This window comes from Cupriavidus sp. FW306-01-F10A (assembly GCF_058782785.1).
The window spans coordinates 25,383-48,998 of sequence record NZ_JBYSYA010000005.1; the positions used below are offsets into that span (position 1 = coordinate 25,383).

Below are 23,616 nucleotides of genomic sequence, written 5' to 3' on the forward strand. Positions count from 1 at the left end.
AGATATATGAACCTGCACCAGTTTCGCTTCGTGCGTGAGGCCGTCCGGCAGAACTACAACCTGACTGAGGCCGCAAAAGCGCTCTACACGTCACAACCCGGCGTGTCCAAGGCCATCATCGAGCTGGAAGAAGAGCTGGGCGTCGATATCTTTACCCGCCACGGCAAGCGCATCCGCAGCCTGACCGAGCCGGGCCGCCGCATCCTGAGCTCGGTCGAGAAGATCCTGCAGGAGGTGGAAAGCCTGAAGCGCGTCGGCATGGACTATGCGGCACAGGACCAGGGCAACTTCACCATCGCCACCACCCACACCCAGGCGCGCTATGCCCTGCCACGGGTGATCAGCGAGTTCACCAAGCGCTACCCCAAGGTGCGGCTGTCGATCCAGCAGGGCAACCCGGCGCAGATCGCCGACATGCTGCTGCACGACCAGGCCGATATCGGCATCGCGACCGAAGGCATCTCCGCCGACAAGAACCTGGTGTCGCTGCCGGGCTACCAGTGGACCCATATGGTGATTACGCCACCCGAGCATCCGCTGCTCGACAAGAAGCACCTGGCGCTGGAAGACCTGATGGGCTACCCGCTGATCACCTACGATGCCAACTTTGCCGGCCGGACCAAGATCGACAAGGCCTTCGCGCTGCGCCACCTGGAGCCGGACATCGTACTGGAGGCCATCGACGCGGACGTGATCAAGACCTATGTGGAGATCGGGCTGGGCGTGGGCATCGTCGCCGGCGTCGCCTATGATGCCGAGCGCGACCGCAACCTGCGCGGCATTTCGGCCGGCCACCTGTTCGGCAGCAACGTGACCCACCTGGCCGTCAAGCAGGGGGCCTACCTGCGCAGCTTTGTCTACACCTTCATCGAGCTGTTCTCGCCGACGCTCAACCGCAAGCTGGTTGAGCAGGCCATGTCCGGCGAACACGAAGCCTACGAACTCTGAGGACGGCCCGCCGCCGCCTCTCCCTATATAAGAAGCAAACCCAACCATGCATCTGCTGCCCATCATGCCCTGCCGGCCGGAGGCCCTGTGAGCGACCTGCCCCGCATTCACTGGACCGAGGACGGCGTCGAGCGCAGCGCCGCCTGGCGCTCTGAAGCCGGCCTGCCGCCGCCGCGCCGCGTGGTCATCGCCGACGACACCACCAGCGCCGACACCGCCTATCGCCTGGCCTGCGAGGGCACCGCGCTGCTGTGGCGCGGCGACTTCCAGAACGCGCGCCAGCTGCTGCACGCGCTGGCCCGCCGCACCGAGCGCAAGCCCAAGAAGGCCAGCCGCCCCGGCCAGAAAGCCAAGGACAAGGCCAAGGGCGGGGCCGTTTCGCCAATCGAGGCCTTCAACCTGCACCGGCTGGCCCAGTCGCAGCGCGCCCGCACGCTGGGCATGCTGCTGCTGCCGTTCAATGCCAGCCACGAGGTGCCGCTGCGCCGCGCGCCGGATGTGCGCGACGCCTGCGAACAGGTCTACGGCCCGGCCAGCGAGCCCTACGTGGCATCGATGCGCGAGCTGCTGGGCATGATCGGCGCCTATGAATGGCGCAAGAAGGGCGTGGAGATCCCGGCGCTGGAAGACCGCATCCACCCCTGGTACGGCGTGTTCTCGCCGGTGCGCGGCGAGTATGTCGACCTGGCCGCGACCGAGCCGCTGCCGGCCAAGACCCTCGCCTTCGATATCGGCACCGGCACCGGCGTGCTGGCCGCGGTGCTGGCCCGCCGCGGCGTGCAGCGCGTGGTCGCCACCGACCAGGATCCGCGTGCGCTGGCCTGCGCGCGCGAGAACATCGCCCAGCTTGGCTACACCGGGCAGGTCGAGATCGTCCAGGCCGACCTGTTCCCCGAAGGCCGGGCCCCGCTGGTAGTGTGCAACCCGCCCTGGGTGCCGGCCCGGCCCAGCTCGCCAGTGGAGCGCGCGGTCTACGACCCTGACAGCGCCATGCTGCGCGGCTTCCTGCAGGGGCTGGCCGAGCATCTGGCGCCGGGCGGCGAAGGCTGGCTGCTGCTGTCGGACCTGGCCGAGCATCTCGGCCTGCGTCCGCGCGAGGAACTGATGGGCTGGATCGACGCCGCCGGGCTGACGGTGCTGGGCCGCTCCGATATCCGCCCGCGCCACCCGCGCGCGACGGATGCCGCCGACCCGCTGCACGCGGCGCGTTCCGCCGAGGTGACCACGCTCTGGCGCCTGGGCGTGCGCTGACCAGCACGGCCGTGGCGGGGCGCAGGCGTGCCCCGGCGGCCGAGTTCGGCTATCCTTCCCGTCACATATAAGAACGGAGGAGACCATGCTGACCCTGCCCCTGCGCCCCCTGCTGCTGGCCGGCGCCCTGCTCTTCACCAGCGCCGCCGCACATGCCGACATCCGTGTCGGCATCGATGTGTCCACCACCGGTCCGGCGGCCTCGATCGGCATCCCCTCCAAGAACACCGTGCTGATGTGGCCCCAGACGCTGGGCGGCCAGAAGGCGCACTACGTGATCCTGGACGACGGCAGCGACCCGGCCGCGGCGGTGCGCAACGTGCGCAAGCTGATCTCCGAGGAAAAGGTCGACGTGATCGTCGGCCCCAACATCACCCCCACCGCCATCGCCGCGCTCGACGCCGTGGCCGAGGGCGAGACCCCGATGGTGGCACTGGCCGCCTCGGCCTCCATCGTCGAGCCGCAGACCGACGCCAAGCGCCGCTGGGCCTTCAAGATGCCGCAGAACGACTCGCACATGGCGACCGTGCTGACCGAGTACATGAGCAACCATGGCGTCAGGACCGTCGGCTTTATCGGCTTTGCCGACGCCTACGGCGAGAGCTGGTGGCGCGAGTTCTCGAAGCTGGCCGAGGTGCGCAAGATCAAGGTGGTCGCCAACGAACGCTTCTCGCGCAACGACACCTCGGTGACCGGGCAGGTGCTCAAGCTGATGGCGGCCAACCCGGACGCGATCCTGATCGCCGGTGCCGGCACGCCGTCCGTACTGCCGCAGAAGACGCTGGGCGAGCGCGGCTACAAGGGCAAGGTCTACCAGACCCACGGCATCGCCACCTGGGACTTCCTGCGCATGGGCGGCAAGGATGTGGAAGGCACGCTGTTCCCGACCGGGCCGGTGGTGGTCGCGCGCCAGCTGCCCGAGAGCCACCCGGTGCGCAAGGTGGCGCTGGACTTCGTCAACCGCTACGAAAGCAAGTACGGCGCCGACAGCGTCACGCAGTTTGCCGGCGACGCCTGGGGCGCGTGGATGCTGCTGGACGACGCCGCCCGCCGCGCGCTGAAGACCGGCGCCCAGCCCGGCACGCGCGACTTCCGCGCCGCCATGCGCGACGCGCTGGAAGCCACCACCAATCTCACCATCCCCAACGGCGTGATGAACCTGAACCCGAAGGACCACCAGGGCTTCGACCAGCGTTCGCGCGTGATGGGGGTGATCCGCAACGGCAAGTTCGCCTATGCGGGCGATAAGTAGCCCGCCGCATCAAGAAAGGAAGCATGGCATGAGCACCACTCTCACCCCCACCACCGTCGCCTTCATCGGCCTGGGCGCCATGGGCTCGCACATGGTCCGCCACCTGCTGGCCGCCGGCCACACCGTGCGCGCCTTCGTGCGTCGCCCGGAAGCCGCCGGGGCCGCGCGCGCACTGGGGGCGGAGCCCTTCTTCACCCCCGCCGAAGCGGCACGCGGCGCCAGCGTCGTCTTCACCAACGTGACCTCGTCCGAAGACGTGCGCGAAGTGCTGCTGGGCGAGCAGGGCGTGATCCACGGCGCCGCGCCGGGCACCATCTGCGTGGACCACAGCACCATCTCGCCGATCGTCACGCGCGAGATCGCCGCGGCGCTGGCCGCGCGCGGCATCGAGGCGCTGGACTGCCCGGTCTCGGGCGGCACCATGGGCGCCGAGGCGGGCACGCTGACCATCATGGTCGGCGGCAAGCCCGAGATGCTCGAGCGCGTGCGCCCGCTGCTGCAGCAGCTGGGCAAGACCATCACCCATATCGGCGACCACGGCGCAGGCCAGGTTGCCAAGCTGTGCAACCAGATCGCGCAGGTGGTCAATATCGAAGGCATTGCCGAGGCCATGCGTTTTGCCGCCGCGCAGAACGTCGACACCGGCCGCGTGTTCGAAGCCATGGCGACCGGCATGGCCGGCAGCCGCATGCTCGACCTGATGGGCCCCAAGATGGTGGCGCGCAACTTTGCCGCCGGCATCGAGGCGCGGCTGCACGACAAGGACTTCGGGCTGGCGCGCGATATCGCCGAAGAAATCGGCCTGGACCTGCCCGCGATGCAGGCCACCTCGGCGCAGCTGCGCGCGCTGATGGCCAATGGCTGGGGCAAGGACGACACCTCGTCGCTGCTGCGCGTGCTGGAGGGCTGACGCCCTCGCGGCCGGTGCGCGCTCAGCGCTCCATCAGCCGCAGCACCGCGCGCGTCAGGGCACCGTCCGGGCTGGCAAAGCTGTCCAGCACATTGAAGTGATGGCAGTCCGGCAGCACCAGGTCGCTCGCGGCCGGATGCGCAACCTTGGCCGGCCACGCCGCGCGGATCAGCGCGTGCTGGCGGTGGTATTCGGCGGCCTCGAGTTCCCCCACCGCGATCGCCAGCGGGGCACCGCTGGCCGGCGGCATATACGCGGGCGACAGCCGCGCGACATCGTCTTCAGAGAACCGCAGGTCGCGCTGCAGGAAGGCCGCGCGCCGCAGCGGCTCCATGTCGTACAGCCCGCTGACCGAGAGCCCGCCCTTGACCAGGTCGGCCGGCAGGTCCGCGCCCAGCTGCGGCCAGCGCGCGGCCATCAGCATCGCCACCAGGTGGCCGCCGACGGAATGCCCGGCCAGGAAAAGCTTGTCCGGATCATGGCCCAGCCGGTTCGCCTGCCGGTACAGCCAGGCGACGCTGCGCAACACCTGCCGCACGATCTCCGGCACCGTCACCGCGGGCACCAGCGTGTAATTCACCACCGCCACCGACACCCCCAGCGCCGGCAGCGCGCTGGCGGCAAAGCTGTGGTCGTGCTTGTCCAGCGCCCGGTAGTAGCCGCCGTGCACGAAGACCAGCAGCGGCGGCAGCGCCCCGTTGGCCCGCTGCGCGGGGAAGTAGTCCAGCGTCTCGCCCTGCGCATGGCGCGAGTCCTCGCCGGCATAGCTCAGGTCCGCCAGATAACGGCTGCGTGCGCGCACGCCGGCGGACCACTGCGCCCAGCGCGCCATATGCACGGCGTTGTCCGGCACATTGGCACGGTTGTTGTATTCCCGGTCGTAGAAGCCGGGGTCCTGCGAAGGCAGGCTGGCGAGGCGCGCCAGCGAAGCTTGGTCGGTCATGGCAGTTCGGGAGTGATCGGGACGGTGGGCGTGTGAGAGGCTGGGCGCCATGCTACCGGATTTGCGCGGCCCCGCGCCGGTTGTCCGACGACGGGATTTCCGGCATAATCGCCGGCTCAGCAAGGTACCGGTTCCGGTGCCCTACACCCTGCCCGGGTGGTGAAACAGGTAGACGCAGGGGACTCAAAATCCCCCGCCGCAAGGCGTGTCGGTTCGAGTCCGACCCCGGGCACCATCAGCTTCTTCCCGACTAGTTCCCAGCATTGCCTCCGTGGTGCCATCCCGGCCGCGGGTCGGCGCACGCCTCCTGGCCTCGGACGTGCCCTGCCAGCCACTTTGCCTGAGCGCCTGTCGGACGGCGCCCACTGGCGCGCCCTCGCCCGGCTTCCTATCCTATGGCATTGCCAACCCCCGTTCCCGGAGCGAACCATGAAGCGACTCGCCCTTTCCGCCCTCGCCTGTTCCGCGCTGCTGGCCGGCTGTGCCGGCGCCAATATGGAAAGCCTGACGCAGGCCGGCGGCAGCCTCTTTACCGCCGCCACGCTGTCGGACAGCAACGTCAAGATGCTGTCCGACCAGTCCTGCGCGGAAATGGACCAGAAGAACACCATCGCGCCGGCGGACAGCACCTACGCCAAGCGCCTGGCCAATGTGATGAGCGGGCTGGGCAACACCGGGCTGCCACTCAATGCCAAGGTGTATGTGACCAAGGACGTCAATGCCTGGGCCATGGCCAACGGTTGCGTGCGGGTCTACAGCGGCCTGATGGACCTGCTCAGCGACGATGAAGTGCGTGGCGTGGTGGGCCATGAAATCGGCCATGTGTCGCTGGGCCATACCAAGGCCGCGATGCAGGTGGCCTACACCACGGCTGCGGCGCGCGGGCTGCTGGGGTCGACTGGCGTGGCTTCGCTGACGGCGCTGTCGTCGTCGCAGATCGGCGCGCTCGCCGAGCAGTTCGTCAATGCGCAGTTCTCGCAGCGGCAGGAAACCGCGGCCGACGACTATTCGTTCGACCTGCTGACCAAAAACGGCGCCAACCGCCAGGCCCTGGCATCGGCGTTCCGCAAGATGTCGACCCTCGATGGCGGACAGTCGAGCATGCTCAGCTCGCACCCGGGATCGCTGGAGCGCGCCAAGCATATCGAAGCCCGCCTGGCCGGCGGGCGCTGACAGCGGCGCATTTGCCCTTGCCGCCGCACCCGTTCGGGTGAGGCGGCACCTCCCTCCCGACTGCCCCGCGTCACTTCCCTCGCGCACCGCTCCCGACACCGCTTCCACACTCGCGCCGTCATGCGCGCGGCGTGTTGACTGCGCTTAATTCGCCGACAAAAGCTTTCACTACGCTGTTCGGAAACCGGCGGGGATAATGCCTCACGCTGCATTAACGCGGTTGATGCGGTCGCGCCACTGCATGCGCGATCCGCGGCGCCAACGCTGCACCTGCCAGCTGCGGTGTGCGCGCCGCCACCGTGATTGCCGTGATCGCCATGATCACCTTCATGCCCGAAGGACACGCCGCCGCGCCATGGACCTGCCCCGCCTCCGCTCGCCCCGCACCCGTAGTCCTGCGCTGCCCCGTCCTGCCCCGAATTTCCGCCACCCCCGCAATCCGATGCAACGACTCACCCAACCCGCATCACTCGCTTCAGGAGCCTTCGATGGAATGGTTGCATGAGATTTTCCAGAAGTCGCCGGAATCGGCGCTGTTCCTTGCGCTGTCGGTCGGCTACGCCATCGGCAAGATCACCTTCGGGCGCTTCCAGCTGGGCGGCGTGGCTGGCTCGCTGCTCGCCGCGGTGGTGATCAGCCAGGTCGGCGTCGAGATCGACAACGGCGTCAAGGCCGTGATGTTCGCGGTGTTCATCTACGCCGTGGGCTATGAAAGCGGTCCGCAGTTCTTCAACTCGCTGAACCGCAGCTCGTTGCGCGAGATCGCCATGGCGGTGTTCATGGCGGTGTGCGGCCTGGTCACGGTGGTGGTGCTGGCCAGGCTGTTCCACCTCGACAAGGGCCTGGCGGCTGGCCTGGCCGCCGGCGGCATGACCCAGTCGGCGATCATCGGCACCGCAGGTGACGCCATCACCAAGCTGGGCTTGCCGCCCGACCAGGTCAAGACGATGCAGGCCAATGTGGCAATCGGCTATGCCGTGACCTATGTGTTCGGCTCGCTGGGTGCGATCATCGTGTGCGTGAACATTCTGCCGCGCTTCATGAAGTCGGACCTGAAGACCGACGCCAAGAAGATGGAAGCCCAGCTCAGCGGCGGCCTGCCGCAATATGGCCCGGGCCAGCGCGGCGCGCTGCCGCGCCTGGTGGGCCGGCTGTACCGCGTGAACGATGCCTCCGGCAAGACCGTCTCGCAGCTAGAGATCGGCGGCGAGGACCTGGTGACCGTGGAGAAGGTGCAGCGCGGCGGCAAGCAGATCGAAGTCACGCAGGACCTGGTGCTGCAGCACGACGACCTGGTACTGCTGGTCGGTCGCCGCGATGCAATCGTGCCGACGGCCGCGCAGATCGGCGTGGAAGTGGCCGATGCCGACGGTATGGGCGCGGTGATGCAGTCACGCAACGTGGTGTTCACCGCCAAGGGCATGAACAACAAGACCGTGGCCGAGATCGTCGACACTGTCGGCCGCGACATGCGCCACGGCGTGTATATCGAGCGCATCGAGCGCTTCGACCATCCGCTGCCGCTGCTGCCGGACCTCAAGCTGCAGCACGGCGACATCATCACGCTGTACGGCACCCCCGCCGACACCAAGCGTGCCGCGCAGACCGCCGGCTATGAGGTGGTGCCCAGCGAGAAGACGGACTTCGTCTACTTCGGCGCCGGGGTGCTGGTGGGCCTGCTGATCGGCCTGCTGGTGTGGCGTGTGGGCTCGATCCCGCTGACGCTCGGCGCCGGCGGCGGCGCGCTGTTGTCGGGCCTGGTGTTTGGCTGGGCGCGGTCCAAGCACAAGATGTTCGGCGCGATGCCGACCGCGGCGTGCCAGCTGCTGAAGGACTTCGGGCTGGCCGCGTTCGTGGCCATCGTCGGCATCAACTCCGGCCTGCAGGCGGTGACCACGCTGCGCCAGAGCGGGCTGACCATCTTCCTGCTGGGCGCGGTGGTGACGCTGCTGCCGCTGTTCCTGACGATGCTGTTCGGCCGCTACGTGCTGAAGTACGACAACGCCGCCGTGCTGGCTGGCGCGCTGTCAGGCTCGCGCAGTGCCAACCCGGCCTTCGGCGGCATCCTGGACAAGGCCGAAAGCCCGGTGCCGACGGTGCCGTTCGCCATCACCTACGCCCTGGCCAACGTGCTGCTAACGCTGCTGGGGCCACTGGTGGTCGGGCTCGTCTAGCGCGCGTTTCCTTCGATATCTCTCCTGCTGCGCGGGTCTTCCCTCTCCCCCCGGCCCGCCAGCCCTACCGACAAGCGTCCACACAGGAGCAAGCCATGAGCAAGTTCGATATCTCCAAGCTGTCCAGCCTCTCCCCCTTCGAGCTGAAGGACGAGCTGATCAAGCTGGCCAGCAGCGACGCGGAACGCCTGATGCTGAACGCCGGCCGCGGCAACCCCAACTTTCTCGCCACCGTGCCGCGCCACGGCTTCTGGCAACTGGGCCTGTTTGCCATGCGCGAGTCCGAGCGCTCGTTCTCCTACATGCCCGAGGGCGTGGGCGGCTTCCCGCGCCGCGAAGGCATCGAGGAACGCTTCAACCTGTTTGCGCGCGAGTTTGCCGACACCCCGGGGGTGAAGTTCCTGGCCGGCGCGGTGTCGTATGTGCGCGACCAGCTCGGCCTGAGCGCGGGAGATTTCCTCTATGAAATGTGCGAAGGCATCCTGGCCTGCAACTACCCGGTGCCGGACCGCATGCTGAAGCTGTCTGAGGTCGTGGTCGGCCAGTACATCCGCAAGGAGATGATCGGCGACCATCCGTTCATCGGCGATTTCGACCTGTTCGCGGTTGAAGGCGGCACCGCGGCGATGACCTACCTGTTCAACTCCATTCGCGAGAACCACCTGCTCAAGGCCGGCGACACCATCGCGCTGGGCATGCCGATCTTCACGCCGTATATCGAGATCCCGGAACTGAACGACTACCAGCTGGTGGAAGTGTCGGTCAATGCCGATCCCGAGTCGCACTGGCAGTATTCGAAGAAGGAGCTCGACAAGCTGCGCGACCCCAAGGTCAAGGCCTTCTTCCTGGTCAACCCGAGCAACCCGCCCTCGGTGCGCATGAGCGACGAAAGCCTGGAGTACCTGGCCTCGATCGTCAAGGAGCGCCCGGACCTGATCATCCTGACCGACGACGTCTACGGCACCTTTGCCGACAACTTCGTCTCGCTGTTCGCGATGTGCCCGAAGAACACCATCCTGGTGTACTCGTTCTCCAAGTACTTCGGCGCGACCGGCTGGCGCCTGGGCGTGATCGCCACGCACCGCGACAACATCTTCGACCTGCAGATCGGCAAGCTGCCCGACGCGCAACGCCAGCAACTGAACCAGCGCTACAGCTCGATCACCACCGAGCCGCAGAAGCTCAAGTTCATCGACCGCCTGGTGGCCGACAGCCGCACGGTGGCGCTGAACCACACGGCCGGCCTGTCGACCCCGCAGCAGGTGCAGATGGTGCTGTTCTCGCTGTTCTCGCTGATGGATACGCCGGACAACTACAAGAATGCGATGAAGCGGCTGATCCGCAGCCGCAAGGCCGCGCTGTACCGCGAGATCGGCATCGCGCCGGAAAGCGACGACCCGAATGCCGTGGACTACTACACGCTGCTCGATATCGAGCAGCTGGGCGGCAAGGCGATCGGTCCGGACTTCGTCAAATGGGTGATGAACTCGGTCGAGCCGAACGAACTGCTGTTCCAGCTGGCCGATGAGGCAGGCGTGGTGCTGCTGCCGGGCCGCGGCTTCGGCACGCGCCACCCGTCAGGGCGGGTGTCGCTGGCCAACCTGAATGAAGCTGACTACGCCAAGATCGGGCGCTCGATCCGCAAGTTGTTCGAAGCGTATGTGGAGAAGTACAACGCGGCGACGGGGAGCAAGGCCGACAAGAATGTCGTGAAGAAATAGGCCTTCGCTGGCGTGGCTCGCAGCCCGGCTTCAGGCCGGGCTTTTTTTGTTCAGTGTTGCGTTATGTCGGGGCCGAGGTGCGATCAAACCCTCAAGCGGATCCTGCGCCCGATAACGCCGCAGCGTTTTCCAGAATCCCCAAGCGATAACCTGAGGTAAAGCGGAGATTCGATCATTTGATTAGAAGCATATTCCGGCCATTGCTATAGTTGTCTCCACTTTCCTGCGCGCTGGCCATTGGCCCTGCAGCAGGCTCAAGCCGCATTCTGGTTCATGATGCTGATGCCGCTGGTCTACGGGCTCACGCGCACCCGCGGCATTCCGCTGGTGGTGATTGGCCTGCCGGTGTGCGCGGTGTTGCTGGTGGTGCATGCCCTGCTGCCGCCGCACCCGGGCATGGTGGCAGTGGCCGGAGAACTCGGCATCGAGATCGGTCGCCTGCTGCTGATCGGCCTGCCGGTCGCGCTGGTCACTGGCCTCGTGACTTTCCTGGCATCGCGGCGAGTGACCAGGCGGCCGTTCCAGATGGCAGCCGATATCGCCGCCGAAACGGGCCAGGTCACAGGCAGCGCGCCAAAGGTCCATGCGGCATCCGCCAGTCTGGGCAGCGGCGTGCCGCCAGGCGCCCGTCTCGTCGCCGGGCTGATCGCGCTGCCGATCGTGCTGATCCTGGCCGGGACGCTGGCCCAGTTGCAGTTGCCGCAAGACTTCTTCGGGCGCTCGGCGCTGATATTTCTCGGCATCCCGTACGTCGCGCTGTTGCTGGGCCTGATGCTCTGTGCCTACCTGCTTGGCATCCGTCGCGGCGCGCCGCTGGCGACGGTGTCCGAGGTGGCCGGCGCCGCCATCCCGACCGTATCGGTGGTGATCCTGATCACCGGCGCCGGCGGCGCTTTCGCCAAGATCCTGGTGTCGACCGGAATCGGCCCCGCGCTGGCGACGTCGCTGCAGTCTTCGGGTCTGCCGCTGGCCGTCCTCGCGTTCCTGCTGGCGATGCTGTTGCGCGCGGCACAGGGGCCCACCACCGTAGCGCTGATGACCACTGCCGGCATCATCGCCCCGCTGGTCAAGCAGGCATCGCTCGGCCCCAACCATCTGGCCCTGATCGGCCTGGCGATGGGAGCGGGCGGCATGGCGGTCTCCCATGTCAACGATGCGGGCTTCTGGATCGTGACCCGGATGCTGGGCCTGAGCGTCGGCGATGGACTAAGGAGCTGGACGGTGCTGACGACGCTTGCCGGTATTGCAGCCCTTGGCCTGATCCTCTTGCTGTGGCAGTTCATGTAAAGACCGCTTGGGTGTCTTTGCAACGGGATAAAGGAGAACCATGGATACAGTCCAGATATTCGATGAGCGCGCACGCGAGCTGCCGCTGGCGGGCGAACGGCTCGAGCAACTGGCACGCGGGGCAACCTGGAGCGAGGGGCCGGTGTGGTTGCCCGACGAAGATGCGGTGCTGTGGAGCGACATCCCCAACGACCGCATCCTGTGCTGGAGCGCCGCGGATGGCATGTCGGTCTGGCGCGCTGGCGCCGAGTTCACCAACGGCCACGCCCTGGCGGCGGACGGCTCGCTGCTGCATTGCTCGCACGGACAGCGGGCCATCGTGCGGACGCATCGCAGCGGTGCCCGCCAGGGCGAAGACGAACTGGTCGTCAGCCACTATCAGGGGCGGCGCCTGAATTCGCCCAACGACATCGTGATCAAGCGCGATGGCACCCTGTGGTTCACCGATCCGCCGTATGGGATCCTGTCGGACCGCGAAGGCCACCGGGCCGATCCCGAGCTGCGGCACAACTATGTGTTTCGCTACGATCCCGCCGTCGGTGCGCTGGAAGTCGCCAGCGACCTTATAGAAGAGCCGAACGGGCTGGCATTCTCGCCCGATGAAGACGTGCTCTATGTCTCCGATACCTCGGCGGCATTGCGCGACGATGGTCATCACCACATCATCGCCTTCGACGTCGTTGCGGGGCGGGTGCTGGCCAACCCGCGGGTCTTCGCCCTCATCGCGCCCGGACTGCCGGATGGATTTCGCGTGGACCGGCGCGGCTGGCTCTTTGCCAGCAGCGCCAGCGGCGTGCAGGTTTTCCATCCGGACGGGACGCGGCTGGCGCATATTCCCGTGCCGGAGAAGGTCGGCAACCTCACCTTCGGCGGCGCCGAGGGCAATGCCTTGTTCATCGCCGCCAGCACTTCGCTCTACCGCCTGCGGCTTGGTCAGCGCTTGGCGTGAGCTGGCAGCGCTGCGCGGCTGCCATCGTGCCGCGCCAGCGCCTTAGCGCGTTTCGACGAACTCAAGCACCGTCGCCAGCATCCCTCGCAAAGCCGGCTGCAATGCCGCCGCACGCGCCTCGTCGTAGGCGAACGGATACGTCTCGCTCATGTAGGCGACCTGCGACAGCTCGAGCTGCACCGCGTGCACGCCGTCCTGCGGCTTGCCGTATTGGCGCGTGATATAGCCGCCCTTGAAGCGCCCGTTGAGCACCGCGGTATGGCCGGCCACCGCGCCGGCCTGCTCGAGCAGCTGGTCCGCAAGCGACGCGTCGCAACTCTCGCCGTTGGCCGTGCCGAGGTTGAAGTCCGGCAGCCTGCCTTCGAAGAAGCGCGGCAGCACCGAGCGGATCGAATGCGCATCCCACAGCGCGATGGTGCCGTGCTCCGCCTTCAGGCGGGCCAGTTCAGCGGCCAGCGCCTGGTGGTACGGGCGCCAGATCGCATCGCGGCGTGCGGCGATTTCCGCATCGTCGGGGCCGTTGCCGTCGGCGTACAGCGGCGTCTTGTCGAAGGTGTCGACCGGGCACAGGCCCGTGGTGTCCTGGCCGGGATACAGGTTGGCGTTATCGGGCGGGCGGTTCAGGTCGACCACGTAGCGCGAATGCGTGGCCACCAGCACCGACGCACCCAGCTCGCGGGCGAAGCTGTAGAGGCGTTCCAGGTGCCAGTCGGTGTCGGGCACGGTGCGCGCTTCGGCCGTCAGGCGCTGCGAGACCGAAGCCGGCAGGTGCGTGCCGACGTGCGGCATCGATACCAGCAACGGGCGCGTGCCGCGATGCAGGGTGAAGGCGGGGGTATCGGTGGAGAAGGACATTGTCTTTGCGATGCAGTGGGCGTAGCCCGGTTTCAGTCGGCCAGCAGGCCGGCGCGCGCCGCGATGAACAGGCGCCCCGCATCCGCCTGCAGCGGATGCGCGCCATGCTGCACGCGGCTGCGTCCGGCGGTGCGGACATCCGCTAGTGTCTCATGACCGTGGCAGGCAAACACATGGGTGGCCAGCGCCTGCGGCCCGTCGAGGCCCGCCAGCGTCGGATGCGCGCCATCCAGCACCACAAAATCGGCCTGCTGCCCTGGCACAAGCCCCGCCACGGCGCGGCCGCTGGCACGCGTGCCACCAGCCACGGCTTCGAGATACAGCCGGTCAGCCACCTGTGCATGCGTGTCGGACGCCAGCACATTGCGCCGCTGCAGGCCGAGCCGCTGGCCGTATTCGAACAAGCGCAGCTCCTCGGCCACGCTGACGCTGGCATGGCTGTCGGAGCCGATGCCCCATGCGCCCTGCTGCGCCAGGTAGGGCGCGGCCTCGAACACGCCGTCGCCCAGGTTGGCCTCGGTGGTCGGGCAGATGCCAGCCACCGCGCCGCTGTGCGCCAGGCGCCGGCGCTCGTCCCAGTCCATATGGGTAGCGTGCACCAGGCACCAGCGCGCGTCGACCTGTACATGGTCGAACAGCCACGTCACCGGGCGCGTGCCCGACCACGCGATGCAGTCGTCGACCTCTTTCTGCTGCTCGGCGATATGGATATGGATGGGCGCCTGCGGATCGATCGCCTGCAGTCCCGCCAGTGCGTGCGCGAGGCTTTCCTCCGGCACCGCGCGCAGCGAGTGCGGTGCCAGCCCCAGCCGCGCGCCGGACTGCGCGCACGCGGGAGCCAGCCGTTCCAGCAGCCGCAGCATCGCGTCGGTGTCGTGCAGGAAGCGGCGCTGCTCGGCCAGCGGCGGCTTGCCGCCAAAGCCGGCGGTCTGGTACAGCACCGGCAGCAGCGTCATGCCGATGCCGGTGCGCTGCGCCGCGCGCAGCAGCCGCAGCGACATCTCGGCGGCATCGGCATAGGGCTTGCCGCCGGCATCGTGATGGACGTAGTGGAACTCGCACACGCTGGTGTAGCCCGCCCGCAGCATCTCGATATAAAGCTGGGTGGCAATGGCCTCCAGCGTGTCCGGCGAGAGCCGCTGCGCGAAGCGGTACATCAGCGTGCGCCAGCTCCAGAATGAATCGGCGCCAGCCGGATCGTCGCCCTGCGGGCGGCTGCGGAATTCCGTCAGGCCGGCAAAGCCGCGCTGGAACGCATGCGAGTGCAGGTTGGGCATGCCGGGCAGCACGGGACCGGCCGCATGCGGCACGCCTGCACCCGGCAGTACGCCGGTCTGCACGGTGGTGAAGCGGCCCTGCTCATCCCAGGCCAGCAGCACATCGCGCGCCCAGCCGGTTGGCAGCAGCGCAAACGGAGCGAAGAGTTGCGTGCCGCTCATGCCGAGGCTCCTTCGTGCGCATGCACACGCCCTTGCCGCACCACCGTCGCGACCGGGTTGCGGCCGAACCAGTACGCCAGCTCGGCGGGCGAATCGATGCGCCACAGCGCGAAGTCGGCCACGCGCCCCGCTTCCAGCCGCCCGTGGCGATCCGATGCGCCCAGCGCACGCGCGGCGTGCCCGGTCACGCCGGCAAGCGCTTCGGGCACGGTCAGGCGGAACAGGGTGCAGGCCATATTCATCATCAGCAGCAGCGAAGTGACCGGCGACGTGCCCGGATTGTGATCGGTCGAGATTGCCATCGGCACGCCGTACTGGCGCAGCAGCGCGATCGGCGGCTGGTTGGTGTCGCGCAGGAAATAGTAGGCGCCGGGCAGCAGCACCGCCACCGTGCCGGCCTCCGCCATCGCCGCGACGCCGGCCTCGTCGAGGTGCTCGAGGTGATCGGCGGACAAGGCGCGGTGGCGAGCGGCGAGCGCGGCGCCGCCGAGGTTGCTCAGTTGCTCGGCATGCAGCTTGACGCGCACGCCATGGCGCTCCGCCGCCTCGAACACACGCCCGGTCTGCGCAATCGAAAAGCCGATCGATTCGCAGAAGGCATCGACGGCGTCGACCAGCCCTTCGTCGGACAGTGCCGGCAGCATGGTGTTGCAGACCAGGTCGATGTAGTCATCGGCACGGCCCGCGTATTCCGGCGGCAATGCATGCGCGCCCAGGAAGGTGGTGTGGACCGAGACGCCAAAGTGCTCGCCAAGCCGGCGCGCCACGCGCAGCTGCTTGCGCTCGGCTTCAAGGTTCAGCCCGTAGCCCGACTTGATCTCGATGGCGGTGACGCCCTCGGCCAGCAGCGGCTGCAGGCGCGCGGCGGCCTGGGCAAACAGCGTGTCTTCATCTGCGGCACGCGTGGCGCGCACGGTCGAGACGATGCCGCCGCCGGCGCGCGCAATCTCTTCGTAGCCGGCGCCGGCCAGCCGCATCGCGAACTCGTCGGCGCGCTGGCCGCCGTAGACCAGGTGCGTATGGCAGTCGACCAGCCCGGGCGTGATCCATGCCCCGTGGGCATCATGGCGCGCCGCGCCGCGATAGGCGTCGGGCAGGTCGGCGGCGGCGCCCAGCCAGGCGATGCGCCCATGCTCCACCACCAGCGCGGCATCGGGGATCGCGTGCGCCGGATCGGCATCGGGCAGCAGGTGGCAGTTGTGCCAGACGCCGTCCGCGCTGGGCGCGGACGATACAGAGGGTAGCGTCATTGACCGGGCTCCGTCTCAAGGGTGACGCACAGGCACAGGGCCGCGTCGCCCACAGGTTCAAACGATGGCGTGGATGGGGGTTCCGCAGCGCCGTAGAGCGCCCCTTCGCCCGCTTGCAGCAGCAGGCCGGCATCCTGCGCCTGCCATGCGCCGCTGACGGCCAGCAGGCAGACGGCATGGCCGCCGGCGCCAGGCGCAAACCCATGCCGGAACGCCTCGACGCGCGCGCGGCAGTGGCCGCGCCGCGTCATCACATTGAAGTCGCGCGTAACGCCGTCGATCAGCGTCGCCTGCAGGCTGGTATCGCCGGAGAAGGCGAAGGGCTCGCCGATATGTTCAAGGCGGTGGCTGAAGCTGGCGTCGTCCGCACGCAGCGTCACGCCGGCGCCCTCCAGCAGCACGATCTGGCGATCGATGCCGGGAAACGCCGAGAACGGGCCGTCCTGCCCGATATCGGCCACGCTCAGGCGCCACATGAAGTCATCCATGCCGGCGCCCGGCGGCCACACCGCGATCTCGCGCGTGTTGCCGCCACCGTTCTTCCAGCGCGTGGGCGCGATCTCGGCCAGCGCGAACCGTTGAAATAGCGTCAGGCTCATGCGCCCTTCACCATCGGCAGGTTCAGGCCCTTCTCGTGCGCGCATTCGATGGCGATGTCATAGCCCGCATCCGCATGACGCATCACGCCGGTGGCCGGGTCGTTCCACAGCACGCGCTCGATGCGCCGGGCCGCGGCATCGGTGCCGTCGCACACGATCACCACGCCCGAATGCTGCGAGAAGCCCATGCCGACGCCGCCGCCATGGTGCAGGCTGACCCAGGTGGCACCGCCCGCGGTGTTCAGCAGCGCGTTGAGCAGCGGCCAGTCCGACACCGCATCCGAGCCGTCGCGCATGGCCTCGGTCTCGCGGTTGGGTGAAGCCACCGAGCCGCAGTCCAGGTGATCGCGGCCGATCACCACCGGCGCCTTCAGCTCGCCAGACTTGACCATCTCGTTGAAGGCCAGGCCGGCGCGGTGGCGTTCGTCCAGACCCACCCAGCAGATGCGCGCGGGCAGGCCCTGGAAGGCGATGCGGTCGTGCGCCATGTCGAGCCAGCGGTGCAGGTGCTTGTCCTCGGGGAACAGCTCCTTCATCTTGGCATCGGTCTTGTAGATATCCTCCGGATCGCCCGACAGCGCGACCCAGCGGAACGGGCCCTTGCCGCGGCAGAACAGCGGACGGATATAGGCCGGCACGAAGCCCGGGAAATCAAAGGCGTTCTTCACGCCCTCGTCGAACGCGACCTGGCGGATATTGTTGCCATAGTCGACCGTCGGCACGCCCATCTTCTGGAAGTCGAGCATGGCCTGGACGTGCTTGACGATGGACGGGCGCGCGGCGGCTTCCACCGACTTGGGATCCTGCGTGCGCGCCGCTTCCCATTGGTCGACAGTCCAACCGGCCGGCAGGTAGCCGTTGACCAGGTCGTGCGCCGAGGTCTGGTCGGTGACGATGTCCGGGCGCATGCCGCCGGCCTGCGCGCGCTTGACCAGCTCCGGCAGGATCTCGGCGGCGTTGCCGAGCAGGCCGACCGAGATCGCTTCCTTCTTCTGCGTGGCCTCGGCGATCATCGCCAGCGCCTCGTCGAGCGTGGTGGCCTTCTTGTCGACATAACGCGTGCGCAGGCGGAAATCGATGCGCGACTCCTGGCACTCGATCGCCAGCACGCAGGCGCCGGCCAGCACGCCCGCCAGCGGCTGCGCGCCGCCCATGCCGCCCAGGCCCGCGGTCAGGATCCACTTGCCCGACAGGTCGCCGTTGTAGTGCTGGCGGCCGGCCTCGACAAAGGTCTCGTAGGTGCCCTGCACGATGCCCTGCGTGCCGATGTAGATCCACGAGCCCGCGGTCATCTGGCCGTACATCATCAGGCCGGCGCGGTCCAGCTCGTTGAACTTGTCCCAGTTGGCCCAGTGCGGCACCAGGTTGGAGTTGGCGATCAGCACGCGCGGCGCATCGGCATGGGTGCGGAACACGCCCACCGGCTTGCCCGACTGCACCAGCAGCGACTCGTCCTCACCCAGGCGGCGCAGGCTGTCCAGGATGGCGTCGAAGCACTCCCAGTTGCGCGCCGCCTTGCCAATGCCACCGTAGACCACCAGGTCCTGCGGGCGCTCGGCCACGTCCGGGTCGAGGTTGTTCTGGATCATGCGGTAGGCGGCTTCGATCAGCCAGTTCTTGCAGTGCAGCTGGCTGCCGCGTGGCGCGCGGATTTCGCGCTGGCCGCGCTGGATGAATTGGTTTTCGTTGGCGTTCATGTCTTGTTCTCCTGCTGCGGGTCTGGTCTGGCAGTGTCGGCGCGGGGCGCGTTACGACAGGTTGGTCGGCAGGATCGCGCGCACGGCATCGGGCCAGCCCGCGCCCGCATCGCCCTGCACCACCCATTGCTTCATCGCTTCGATATCCGGTGCCAGGTAGCGGTCCTCTTCGACAAAGGCCACGCGCGCACGGATGCGGGCGAGTTCCTGCTCCACCAGCGGCGACGACTTCAGCGGGCGGTGGAACTCGATGCCCTGCGCCGCGGCCATGGCCTCGATGCCGACCACCACCGCGGTGTTGGCGGCCATCTCGCCCAGGCGGCGCGCACCGTAGGTGGCCATCGACACATGGTCTTCCTGGTTGGCCGAGGTCGGCAGGCTGTCGACGCTGGACGGATGCGCCAGCGCCTTGTTCTCGGAGGCCAGCGCGGCCGCGGTCACCTGCGCGATCATGAAGCCCGAGTTCAGGCCGCCATCGCGCACCAGGAACGGCGGCAGGCCCGACAGCCCGGTATCGAGCAGCAGCGCCAGGCGGCGTTCGGAAATCGCGCCGATCTCGGCAATCGCCAGCGCGATGATGTCGGCGGCAAAGGCCACCGGCTCGGCGTGGAAGTTGCCGCCCGAGACCACATCGCCCTGCGCGGAGAACACCAGCGGGTTGTCCGAGGCGGCATTGGACTCGATCTGCAGGATGCGCGCGGCGTGCTGCAGGTTGTCCAGGCACGCGCCCATCACCTGCGGCTGGCAGCGGATCGAGTACGGGTCCTGCACGCGGCCGCAGGCCTTGTGCGAGTCGACGATCTCGCTGCCGTCCAGCACCGCGCGCACCGCGCCGGCCACGGCGATCTGGCCGGCCTGGCCGCGCGCCGCATGGATGCGGGCGTCGAACGGCTTGACCGAGCCCTTGATCGCTTCCAGCGACAGCGCGCCCGCCACCAGCCCGGCGGCAAAGGCGTCTTCGGCGGCGAACAGGCCGGCCAGCGCCAGCGCGGTCGACACCTGGGTGCCATTGAGCAGCGCCAGGCCTTCCTTGGGGCCCAGCTCGAAGGCCTGCAGGCCGGCGTGCGCCAGGCCCTCGGCGGCAGGCACGCGCTTGCCGTCGACCAGCACGTCGCCCACGCCGATCAGCGTGCACGACATATGCGCCAGCGGCGCCAGGTCGCCCGAGGCGCCCACCGACCCCTTGGCCGGGATGCACGGCGTCACGCCGTGGTTGGCCAGCGCCAGCAGCGCCTCGATCAGTTCCGGCCGCACGCCCGAATGGCCGCGCGCCAGGCTCACGGCCTTGATCGCCAGGATCAGGCGCACGGTGTCTTCGGCCAGGTCCGGGCCGGTGCCGACGCTGTGCGACAGCACCAGGTTGCGCTGCAGCTGGGCCAGCTTGTCGTGCGGGATGCGGCTCTGCGCCAGCTTGCCGAAGCCGGTGTTGATGCCGTAGACCACGGCGTCGGCGTCGATGATGTCCTGCACCGTGGCCTGCGCGGCGCGCACGCCGGCCCAGGCCGATTCGGCCATGGCCAGGCGCACCTCGCCGCGGTAGATGCGGCGCAGGTCGGCCAGGGTGACTTGGCCCGGCTGCAAGGTCAGCAGCGGGCGGGAAGCTTGGTCGTCGTGTTGGCTGGCGCTCATTTGTATGTTCCTGTCTATACAGCTTAGAGTAAAAGTTGGACCGTGCGGCCGGATCTTGTGATTCAGCCGAAAGCGGGGTTGCCGTCGGCGCGGAAGCGGCTGCCGAGGCGGTAGCGGTTGCCCGGATGCAGGCAGCGCACGAAAGTCACCGGCACGCCGTTGGTCCAGGTGCGGCGCGTCAGCATCAGGCAAGGTTGCGTGGCCGGCATTTCCAGTTGCGCGGCCTGCTCCGGCGTGGCGGCAATGGCATCGACCACGTGCTCTACCTGATCGTAGGGCACATGGCGCAGCAGGTATTCGCCGGGCTGGGTCTCGCTGAAATCCTGGCCGATGAAGTCCGGCGCCACGCGCGGGTTGACATAGCGGTCCTCCAGCTGCACCGGCACGCCGTCCTCGCGATGCACGCAGACCGAGTGGTACACCGATTCGCCGGTGCGCAGCTCCAGCGCGGCGGCCACCTCGATCGAGGCCGAGACGCGCTCAACCAGGATCACGTCGCAGGCATAGTCATGGCCGCGCATGCGGATCTCGTCCTGCAGGTTGACCACGGACAGCAGCGTCGACTGCGGCTTGTGCTCCGCCACGAAGGTGCCCACGCCGGCCACCCGCACCACCCGGCCCTGCTCCTGCAGCTCGCGCAGCGCCCGGTTGACGGTCATGCGCGAGACGCTGAAGCGGTTCACCAGCTCCTGCTCCGACGGCACCCGGTCGCCCGGCTGCCACGCGCCGCTCTGGATCTGGCGGGCGATGTACTCCTTCACCTGCTGGTAGAGCGCGGTGGGAGAGGCAGAAGCGGAAGAAGCGGTGCCGGCGGCGTGGTTCATGGCGTTGGTTGGATGCCTAGTGCTCGGCCGAGGCCATGGCCTCGGCGCGGATCTCCTCGGTCAGCCGCGCCTTGAGCGCGGAGAACTCCGGAGTGGTCTTGACGGTGTAATGGCGCGGATGCGGGAAATCCACCGCGATCTCGCTTTTGATCCGACCCGGCCTGGCAGAAAACACCGCCACCCGGTTGGCCATGAAAATGGCCTCGTCGATATCATGGGTCACGAATAATACCGTCTTGCGCGACGCCTCCCATATTCCCAGCAGCAACTCCTGCATCAGCACCCGGGTCTGGTTGTCGAGCGCGCCGAACGGTTCGTCGAGCAGCAGGATCTTGGGATCGTTGGCCAGCGCGCGCGCAATCGCGGTGCGCTGCTGCATGCCGCCCGACAGCTGCTTGGGGAAATGGTGCTCGAAGCCGCGCAGTCCCACGCGCTGGATAAAGAAGTCGCTGCGCTCCTTCTGCTCGGCCGCGCTCATGCCGCGCTCGCGCAAGCCGAAGCGCACGTTCTGCTCGATCGTCAGCCACGGGAACAGTGTGTACGACTGGAATACCATGCCGCGGTCCGCGCCGGGGGCGGACACCGGCTGGCCGTCGAGCAGCACGCGGCCGCTGGAGGGTGTATCCAGCCCCGCGACGATGCGCAGCAGCGTGGACTTGCCGCAGCCCGAAGGCCCGAGGATGGTGACGAAGTCATTGTCGCGGACCTCGAAGTCGACCGGCTGCAGCGCCAGGGTCTGGCCGCCGCGCGGGTTGGAGAAGGTGCGCGAGACCTGCTGGATGGACAGTGCGCTCATTGGATCGAACTCCACGGGAACAGGCGCTGGTTGGCGCGCTTGAAGACAAGGTCCGAGACCAGGCCGATGCAGCCGATCACGATGATGCCGAAGATGATCTGCCCGGTATTGAGCAGCGCCTGGCTGTCGGTGATCATGTGCCCGATGCCCGACGACGAGCCGATCAGCTCGGCCACGATCACGTAGGTCCAGGCCCAGCCCAGCACCAGCCGCAGGATCTCGGCGATCTCGGGCGCGGCGCCGGGGATCAGCACGCGCCGCACGATGCCGGCGCTGTTGGCGCCCAGCGTGTAGGCCGCCTCCACCAGGTCCTTGCGCGCGCCGCCGACGGCGACCGCCACCATCAGCACGATCTGGAAGAACGAGCCGATGAAGATCACCAGCAGCTTCTGGGTCTCGCCGATGCCGGCCCACAGGATCAGCAGCGGGATAAAGGCCGACGCGGGCAGGTAGCGGCAGAACGACACGAAGGGCTCGAAGAACGCCTCGGCCGCCTTGTACGCGCCCATGAAGATGCCCAGCGGCACCGCCAGCACCGCGGCCAGCACGAAGCCGCCGACCACGCGCCACACGGTCATGCCGATGTCGCCGATGAAGTTGTGCTCGGTGAACAGGATGAAGCCCTCTTTGGCCATCGTCATCGGGTCGGCCAGGAACGTGCGCGGCACGAAGCCGCCCAGCGTTACCACGGCCCAGATGCCGAAGAACAGCACGAAGAAGGACAGGCCCAGCATCCAGCGCGTGTTGGGCGCCACCGGCACCAGCGGGGCCAGCCACGGGTGGCGCCGGCGCACCGGCGCCGCCGCTGCGGCAGGGACCGCCGCGGCAGCGGCCGGGGCGGGTGTTCCAAGTCTGGCTTGCGTCATGACGTCACGCCTCCTGAAGACTGTCGGTTACTTGAGGAAACGCGCGTCATACAGCGCCGTCACGTCCGGCACCTGGCGGATCACGCCGATTTCCAGCAGCACCGCCGCTGCTTCCTTGCTGAAGCTGGCGAGCTCGCCGGCAAAGAACTTGCGGTTGGCCTCGCGGTCCTGCCAGCGCAGGTAGGCGGAGGACTTGGCGAACTGCTCGCCGGTCTGCTTGACCGCAGCGCCCATGATGTCGTTGGCCTTGGCCGGCTCCTTCTGGATCATCTCCAGGGCCTCGAAGTAGCTGTCGACCAGCGCCTGCGCGGCCTTGGGATTCTCTTTAAGCCACTTCGGCGCGCAGCCCAGCGTGTCGGTCACCATCGGGTAGTCGAGCGTGGTCGCCAGGATCTTGCCCTTGTCCGGGTTCTGGCGCACCGTCGACAGGTACGGCTCATAGGTCATGGCGCCGTCGTTCTGGCCGGCCACGAAGGCCTGCGCGGCCGCCTGCGGCGACAGCGTGGTGGTCTTGACGTCCTTGAGCGTCATGCCGTTCTTCTTCAGCATCCAGGCCAGGCCGAAATACGGCGCGGTGCCCGGCGCATCGACGCCGATGGTCTTGCCCTTCAGGTCGGCAAAGGTCTTGACGTCGCTGCGCACGGCCAGGCCGTCGGCGCCGTAGGACTTGTCGAGCTGCACGATCTGGGTGATGGGCACGCCGTTGGCGTTCCAGGCCACATGCGTTTCCACCGTGGTGGCCGCGCACTGGATTGCGCCCGAGGCCAGCGCCAGGTGGCGGTCCTTCTGCGGGATCATCTTGATGTCGACGTCCACGCCGTGCTTCTTGAAGATGCCGGCCTTGTCGGCCAGCGTCAGCGGCGCGAAACCGGTCCAGCCGCTCATGCCCAGCGTGACCTGGGTGTTCTGCGCCTGGGCCGCACCAGCCCCCAATGCCGCAACCAGCACCGCGGCCTGCACTGCCATCCGACCGCGAATCCTGCTGTGATTCCTCATCTGTACGCTCCTTTGGTGTGTCCGTCGACGGCAGGCCATGCGTGCGGCCGCGCTCGT

At 68.0% G+C, this 23,616-nt stretch carries 20 protein-coding genes and 1 tRNA gene; 10 read left to right on the forward strand and 11 right to left on the reverse strand.

The window, feature by feature from the left end; all coding sequences use genetic code 11:
* Positions 1-6: 6 nt before the first annotated feature.
* The 4 genes from AC3WLF_RS09125 (at position 7) to AC3WLF_RS09140 (ending at position 4,361) form a co-directional block, all read left to right on the forward strand.
* On the forward strand, positions 7-948 hold the full coding sequence (locus tag AC3WLF_RS09125; RefSeq protein ID WP_010814948.1) for a CysB family HTH-type transcriptional regulator: 942 nt from the start codon (positions 7-9) through the stop codon (positions 946-948).
* Between the two features lie 87 nt (positions 949-1,035).
* On the forward strand, positions 1,036-2,199 hold the full coding sequence (locus AC3WLF_RS09130) for a methyltransferase (protein ID WP_492358104.1): 1,164 nt from the start codon (positions 1,036-1,038) through the stop codon (positions 2,197-2,199).
* Positions 2,200-2,284: 85 nt separating this feature from the next.
* Positions 2,285-3,451: an ABC transporter substrate-binding protein gene (locus AC3WLF_RS09135; RefSeq protein WP_492351181.1), complete on the forward strand. Its 1,167-nt coding sequence runs from the start codon at positions 2,285-2,287 to the stop codon at positions 3,449-3,451.
* Positions 3,435-4,361, forward strand: coding sequence for an NAD(P)-dependent oxidoreductase (locus tag AC3WLF_RS09140; protein WP_492319685.1), 927 nt, complete (start codon positions 3,435-3,437; stop codon positions 4,359-4,361). Before AC3WLF_RS09135 ends, AC3WLF_RS09140 begins: the two co-directional genes overlap by 17 nt.
* Positions 4,362-4,383: 22 nt before the next feature.
* Here AC3WLF_RS09140 and AC3WLF_RS09145 read toward each other — a convergent pair whose 3' ends face one another.
* Positions 4,384-5,304: an alpha/beta hydrolase gene (locus tag AC3WLF_RS09145; protein WP_492356533.1), complete on the reverse strand. Its 921-nt coding sequence runs from the start codon at positions 5,302-5,304 to the stop codon at positions 4,384-4,386.
* Between the two features lie 150 nt (positions 5,305-5,454).
* Between AC3WLF_RS09145 and AC3WLF_RS09150 the strand changes: the two genes are divergently transcribed.
* The 6 genes from AC3WLF_RS09150 (at position 5,455) to AC3WLF_RS09175 (ending at position 12,608) form a co-directional block, all read left to right on the forward strand.
* Positions 5,455-5,539: transfer RNA gene (locus AC3WLF_RS09150), tRNA-Leu, on the forward strand.
* Between the two features lie 194 nt (positions 5,540-5,733).
* Positions 5,734-6,477 carry a metalloprotease LoiP gene (gene loiP, locus AC3WLF_RS09155; RefSeq protein WP_010814953.1) on the forward strand — a complete coding sequence of 248 codons (744 nt, stop codon included), beginning with the start codon at positions 5,734-5,736 and terminating at the stop codon, positions 6,475-6,477.
* A gap of 488 nt (positions 6,478-6,965) precedes the next feature.
* Positions 6,966-8,651, forward strand: coding sequence for an aspartate-alanine antiporter (gene aspT / locus AC3WLF_RS09160; RefSeq protein ID WP_492358105.1), 1,686 nt, complete (start codon positions 6,966-6,968; stop codon positions 8,649-8,651).
* A 95-nt stretch (positions 8,652-8,746) separates the two neighbouring features.
* On the forward strand, positions 8,747-10,372 hold the full coding sequence (locus AC3WLF_RS09165; RefSeq protein WP_492319682.1) for a bifunctional aspartate transaminase/aspartate 4-decarboxylase: 1,626 nt from the start codon (positions 8,747-8,749) through the stop codon (positions 10,370-10,372).
* 273 nt (positions 10,373-10,645) lie between these two features.
* Positions 10,646-11,659, forward strand: coding sequence for a GntT/GntP/DsdX family permease (locus tag AC3WLF_RS09170; protein ID WP_492358106.1), 1,014 nt, complete (start codon positions 10,646-10,648; stop codon positions 11,657-11,659).
* 40 nt (positions 11,660-11,699) lie between these two features.
* The gene (locus tag AC3WLF_RS09175) at positions 11,700-12,608 is read left to right on the forward strand and encodes an SMP-30/gluconolactonase/LRE family protein (RefSeq protein WP_492358107.1); all 909 of its coding nucleotides are present in this window, start codon (positions 11,700-11,702) and stop codon (positions 12,606-12,608) included.
* Positions 12,609-12,650: 42 nt separating this feature from the next.
* Here AC3WLF_RS09175 and hutG read toward each other — a convergent pair whose 3' ends face one another.
* The 10 genes from hutG to AC3WLF_RS09225 form a co-directional block, all read right to left on the reverse strand.
* A complete protein-coding gene (gene hutG, locus AC3WLF_RS09180; RefSeq protein WP_492319679.1) occupies positions 12,651-13,463 on the reverse strand; it encodes an N-formylglutamate deformylase in 813 nt (270 codons plus the stop codon).
* Between the two features lie 32 nt (positions 13,464-13,495).
* On the reverse strand, positions 13,496-14,902 hold the full coding sequence (locus AC3WLF_RS09185) for a formimidoylglutamate deiminase (RefSeq protein WP_492319678.1): 1,407 nt from the start codon (positions 14,900-14,902) through the stop codon (positions 13,496-13,498).
* Positions 14,899-16,152, reverse strand: a complete 1,254-nt coding sequence (hutI, locus tag AC3WLF_RS09190; RefSeq protein WP_492358108.1) for an imidazolonepropionase — start codon at positions 16,150-16,152, stop codon at positions 14,899-14,901. The genes AC3WLF_RS09185 and hutI overlap by 4 nt, the downstream gene beginning before the upstream one ends.
* Positions 16,149-16,751 carry a HutD/Ves family protein gene (locus tag AC3WLF_RS09195; protein ID WP_492358109.1) on the reverse strand — a complete coding sequence of 201 codons (603 nt, stop codon included), beginning with the start codon at positions 16,749-16,751 and terminating at the stop codon, positions 16,149-16,151. Before AC3WLF_RS09195 ends, hutI begins: the two co-directional genes overlap by 4 nt.
* A complete protein-coding gene (hutU, locus tag AC3WLF_RS09200) occupies positions 16,748-18,448 on the reverse strand; it encodes a urocanate hydratase (RefSeq protein WP_492319675.1) in 1,701 nt (566 codons plus the stop codon). The genes AC3WLF_RS09195 and hutU overlap by 4 nt, the downstream gene beginning before the upstream one ends.
* Before the next feature lie 51 nt (positions 18,449-18,499).
* On the reverse strand, positions 18,500-20,077 hold the full coding sequence (hutH, locus tag AC3WLF_RS09205; protein WP_492358110.1) for a histidine ammonia-lyase: 1,578 nt from the start codon (positions 20,075-20,077) through the stop codon (positions 18,500-18,502).
* A 62-nt stretch (positions 20,078-20,139) separates the two neighbouring features.
* Positions 20,140-20,901 carry a histidine utilization transcriptional repressor HutC gene (gene hutC, locus AC3WLF_RS09210; RefSeq protein WP_492319673.1) on the reverse strand — a complete coding sequence of 254 codons (762 nt, stop codon included), beginning with the start codon at positions 20,899-20,901 and terminating at the stop codon, positions 20,140-20,142.
* A 16-nt stretch (positions 20,902-20,917) separates the two neighbouring features.
* Complete coding sequence (locus tag AC3WLF_RS09215) at positions 20,918-21,697, reverse strand: ABC transporter ATP-binding protein (RefSeq protein WP_010814966.1); 780 nt, start codon at positions 21,695-21,697, stop codon at positions 20,918-20,920.
* Positions 21,694-22,563: an ABC transporter permease gene (locus tag AC3WLF_RS09220; protein ID WP_010814967.1), complete on the reverse strand. Its 870-nt coding sequence runs from the start codon at positions 22,561-22,563 to the stop codon at positions 21,694-21,696. The genes AC3WLF_RS09215 and AC3WLF_RS09220 overlap by 4 nt, the downstream gene beginning before the upstream one ends.
* Before the next feature lie 27 nt (positions 22,564-22,590).
* Positions 22,591-23,559, reverse strand: a complete 969-nt coding sequence (locus tag AC3WLF_RS09225) for an ABC transporter substrate-binding protein (RefSeq protein ID WP_492319672.1) — start codon at positions 23,557-23,559, stop codon at positions 22,591-22,593.
* Between the last annotated feature and the right edge of the window lie 57 nt (positions 23,560-23,616).

Bases quoted from the DNA above. Each gene is read 5' to 3' on its own strand.
- AC3WLF_RS09125 (WP_010814948.1), top strand. From the start codon at position 7: ATGAACCTGCACCAGTTTCGCTTCGTGCGTGAGGCCGTCCGGCAGAAC.
- AC3WLF_RS09135 (WP_492351181.1), top strand. From the start codon at position 2,285: ATGCTGACCCTGCCCCTGCGCCCCCTGCTGCTGGCCGGCGCCCTGCTC.
- AC3WLF_RS09140 (WP_492319685.1), top strand. From the start codon at position 3,435: ATGCGGGCGATAAGTAGCCCGCCGCATCAAGAAAGGAAGCATGGCATG.
- AC3WLF_RS09145 (WP_492356533.1), bottom strand. From the start codon at position 5,304: ATGACCGACCAAGCTTCGCTGGCGCGCCTCGCCAGCCTGCCTTCGCAG.
- loiP (WP_010814953.1), top strand. From the start codon at position 5,734: ATGAAGCGACTCGCCCTTTCCGCCCTCGCCTGTTCCGCGCTGCTGGCC.
- aspT (WP_492358105.1), top strand. From the start codon at position 6,966: ATGGAATGGTTGCATGAGATTTTCCAGAAGTCGCCGGAATCGGCGCTG.
- AC3WLF_RS09165 (WP_492319682.1), top strand. From the start codon at position 8,747: ATGAGCAAGTTCGATATCTCCAAGCTGTCCAGCCTCTCCCCCTTCGAG.
- AC3WLF_RS09170 (WP_492358106.1), top strand. From the start codon at position 10,646: ATGATGCTGATGCCGCTGGTCTACGGGCTCACGCGCACCCGCGGCATT.
- AC3WLF_RS09175 (WP_492358107.1), top strand. From the start codon at position 11,700: ATGGATACAGTCCAGATATTCGATGAGCGCGCACGCGAGCTGCCGCTG.
- hutG (WP_492319679.1), bottom strand. From the start codon at position 13,463: ATGTCCTTCTCCACCGATACCCCCGCCTTCACCCTGCATCGCGGCACG.
- AC3WLF_RS09185 (WP_492319678.1), bottom strand. From the start codon at position 14,902: ATGAGCGGCACGCAACTCTTCGCTCCGTTTGCGCTGCTGCCAACCGGC.
- hutI (WP_492358108.1), bottom strand. From the start codon at position 16,152: ATGACGCTACCCTCTGTATCGTCCGCGCCCAGCGCGGACGGCGTCTGG.
- AC3WLF_RS09195 (WP_492358109.1), bottom strand. From the start codon at position 16,751: ATGAGCCTGACGCTATTTCAACGGTTCGCGCTGGCCGAGATCGCGCCC.
- hutU (WP_492319675.1), bottom strand. From the start codon at position 18,448: ATGAACGCCAACGAAAACCAATTCATCCAGCGCGGCCAGCGCGAAATC.
- hutH (WP_492358110.1), bottom strand. From the start codon at position 20,077: ATGAGCGCCAGCCAACACGACGACCAAGCTTCCCGCCCGCTGCTGACC.
- hutC (WP_492319673.1), bottom strand. From the start codon at position 20,901: ATGAACCACGCCGCCGGCACCGCTTCTTCCGCTTCTGCCTCTCCCACC.
- AC3WLF_RS09215 (WP_010814966.1), bottom strand. From the start codon at position 21,697: ATGAGCGCACTGTCCATCCAGCAGGTCTCGCGCACCTTCTCCAACCCG.
- AC3WLF_RS09220 (WP_010814967.1), bottom strand. From the start codon at position 22,563: ATGACGCAAGCCAGACTTGGAACACCCGCCCCGGCCGCTGCCGCGGCG.
- AC3WLF_RS09225 (WP_492319672.1), bottom strand. From the start codon at position 23,559: ATGAGGAATCACAGCAGGATTCGCGGTCGGATGGCAGTGCAGGCCGCG.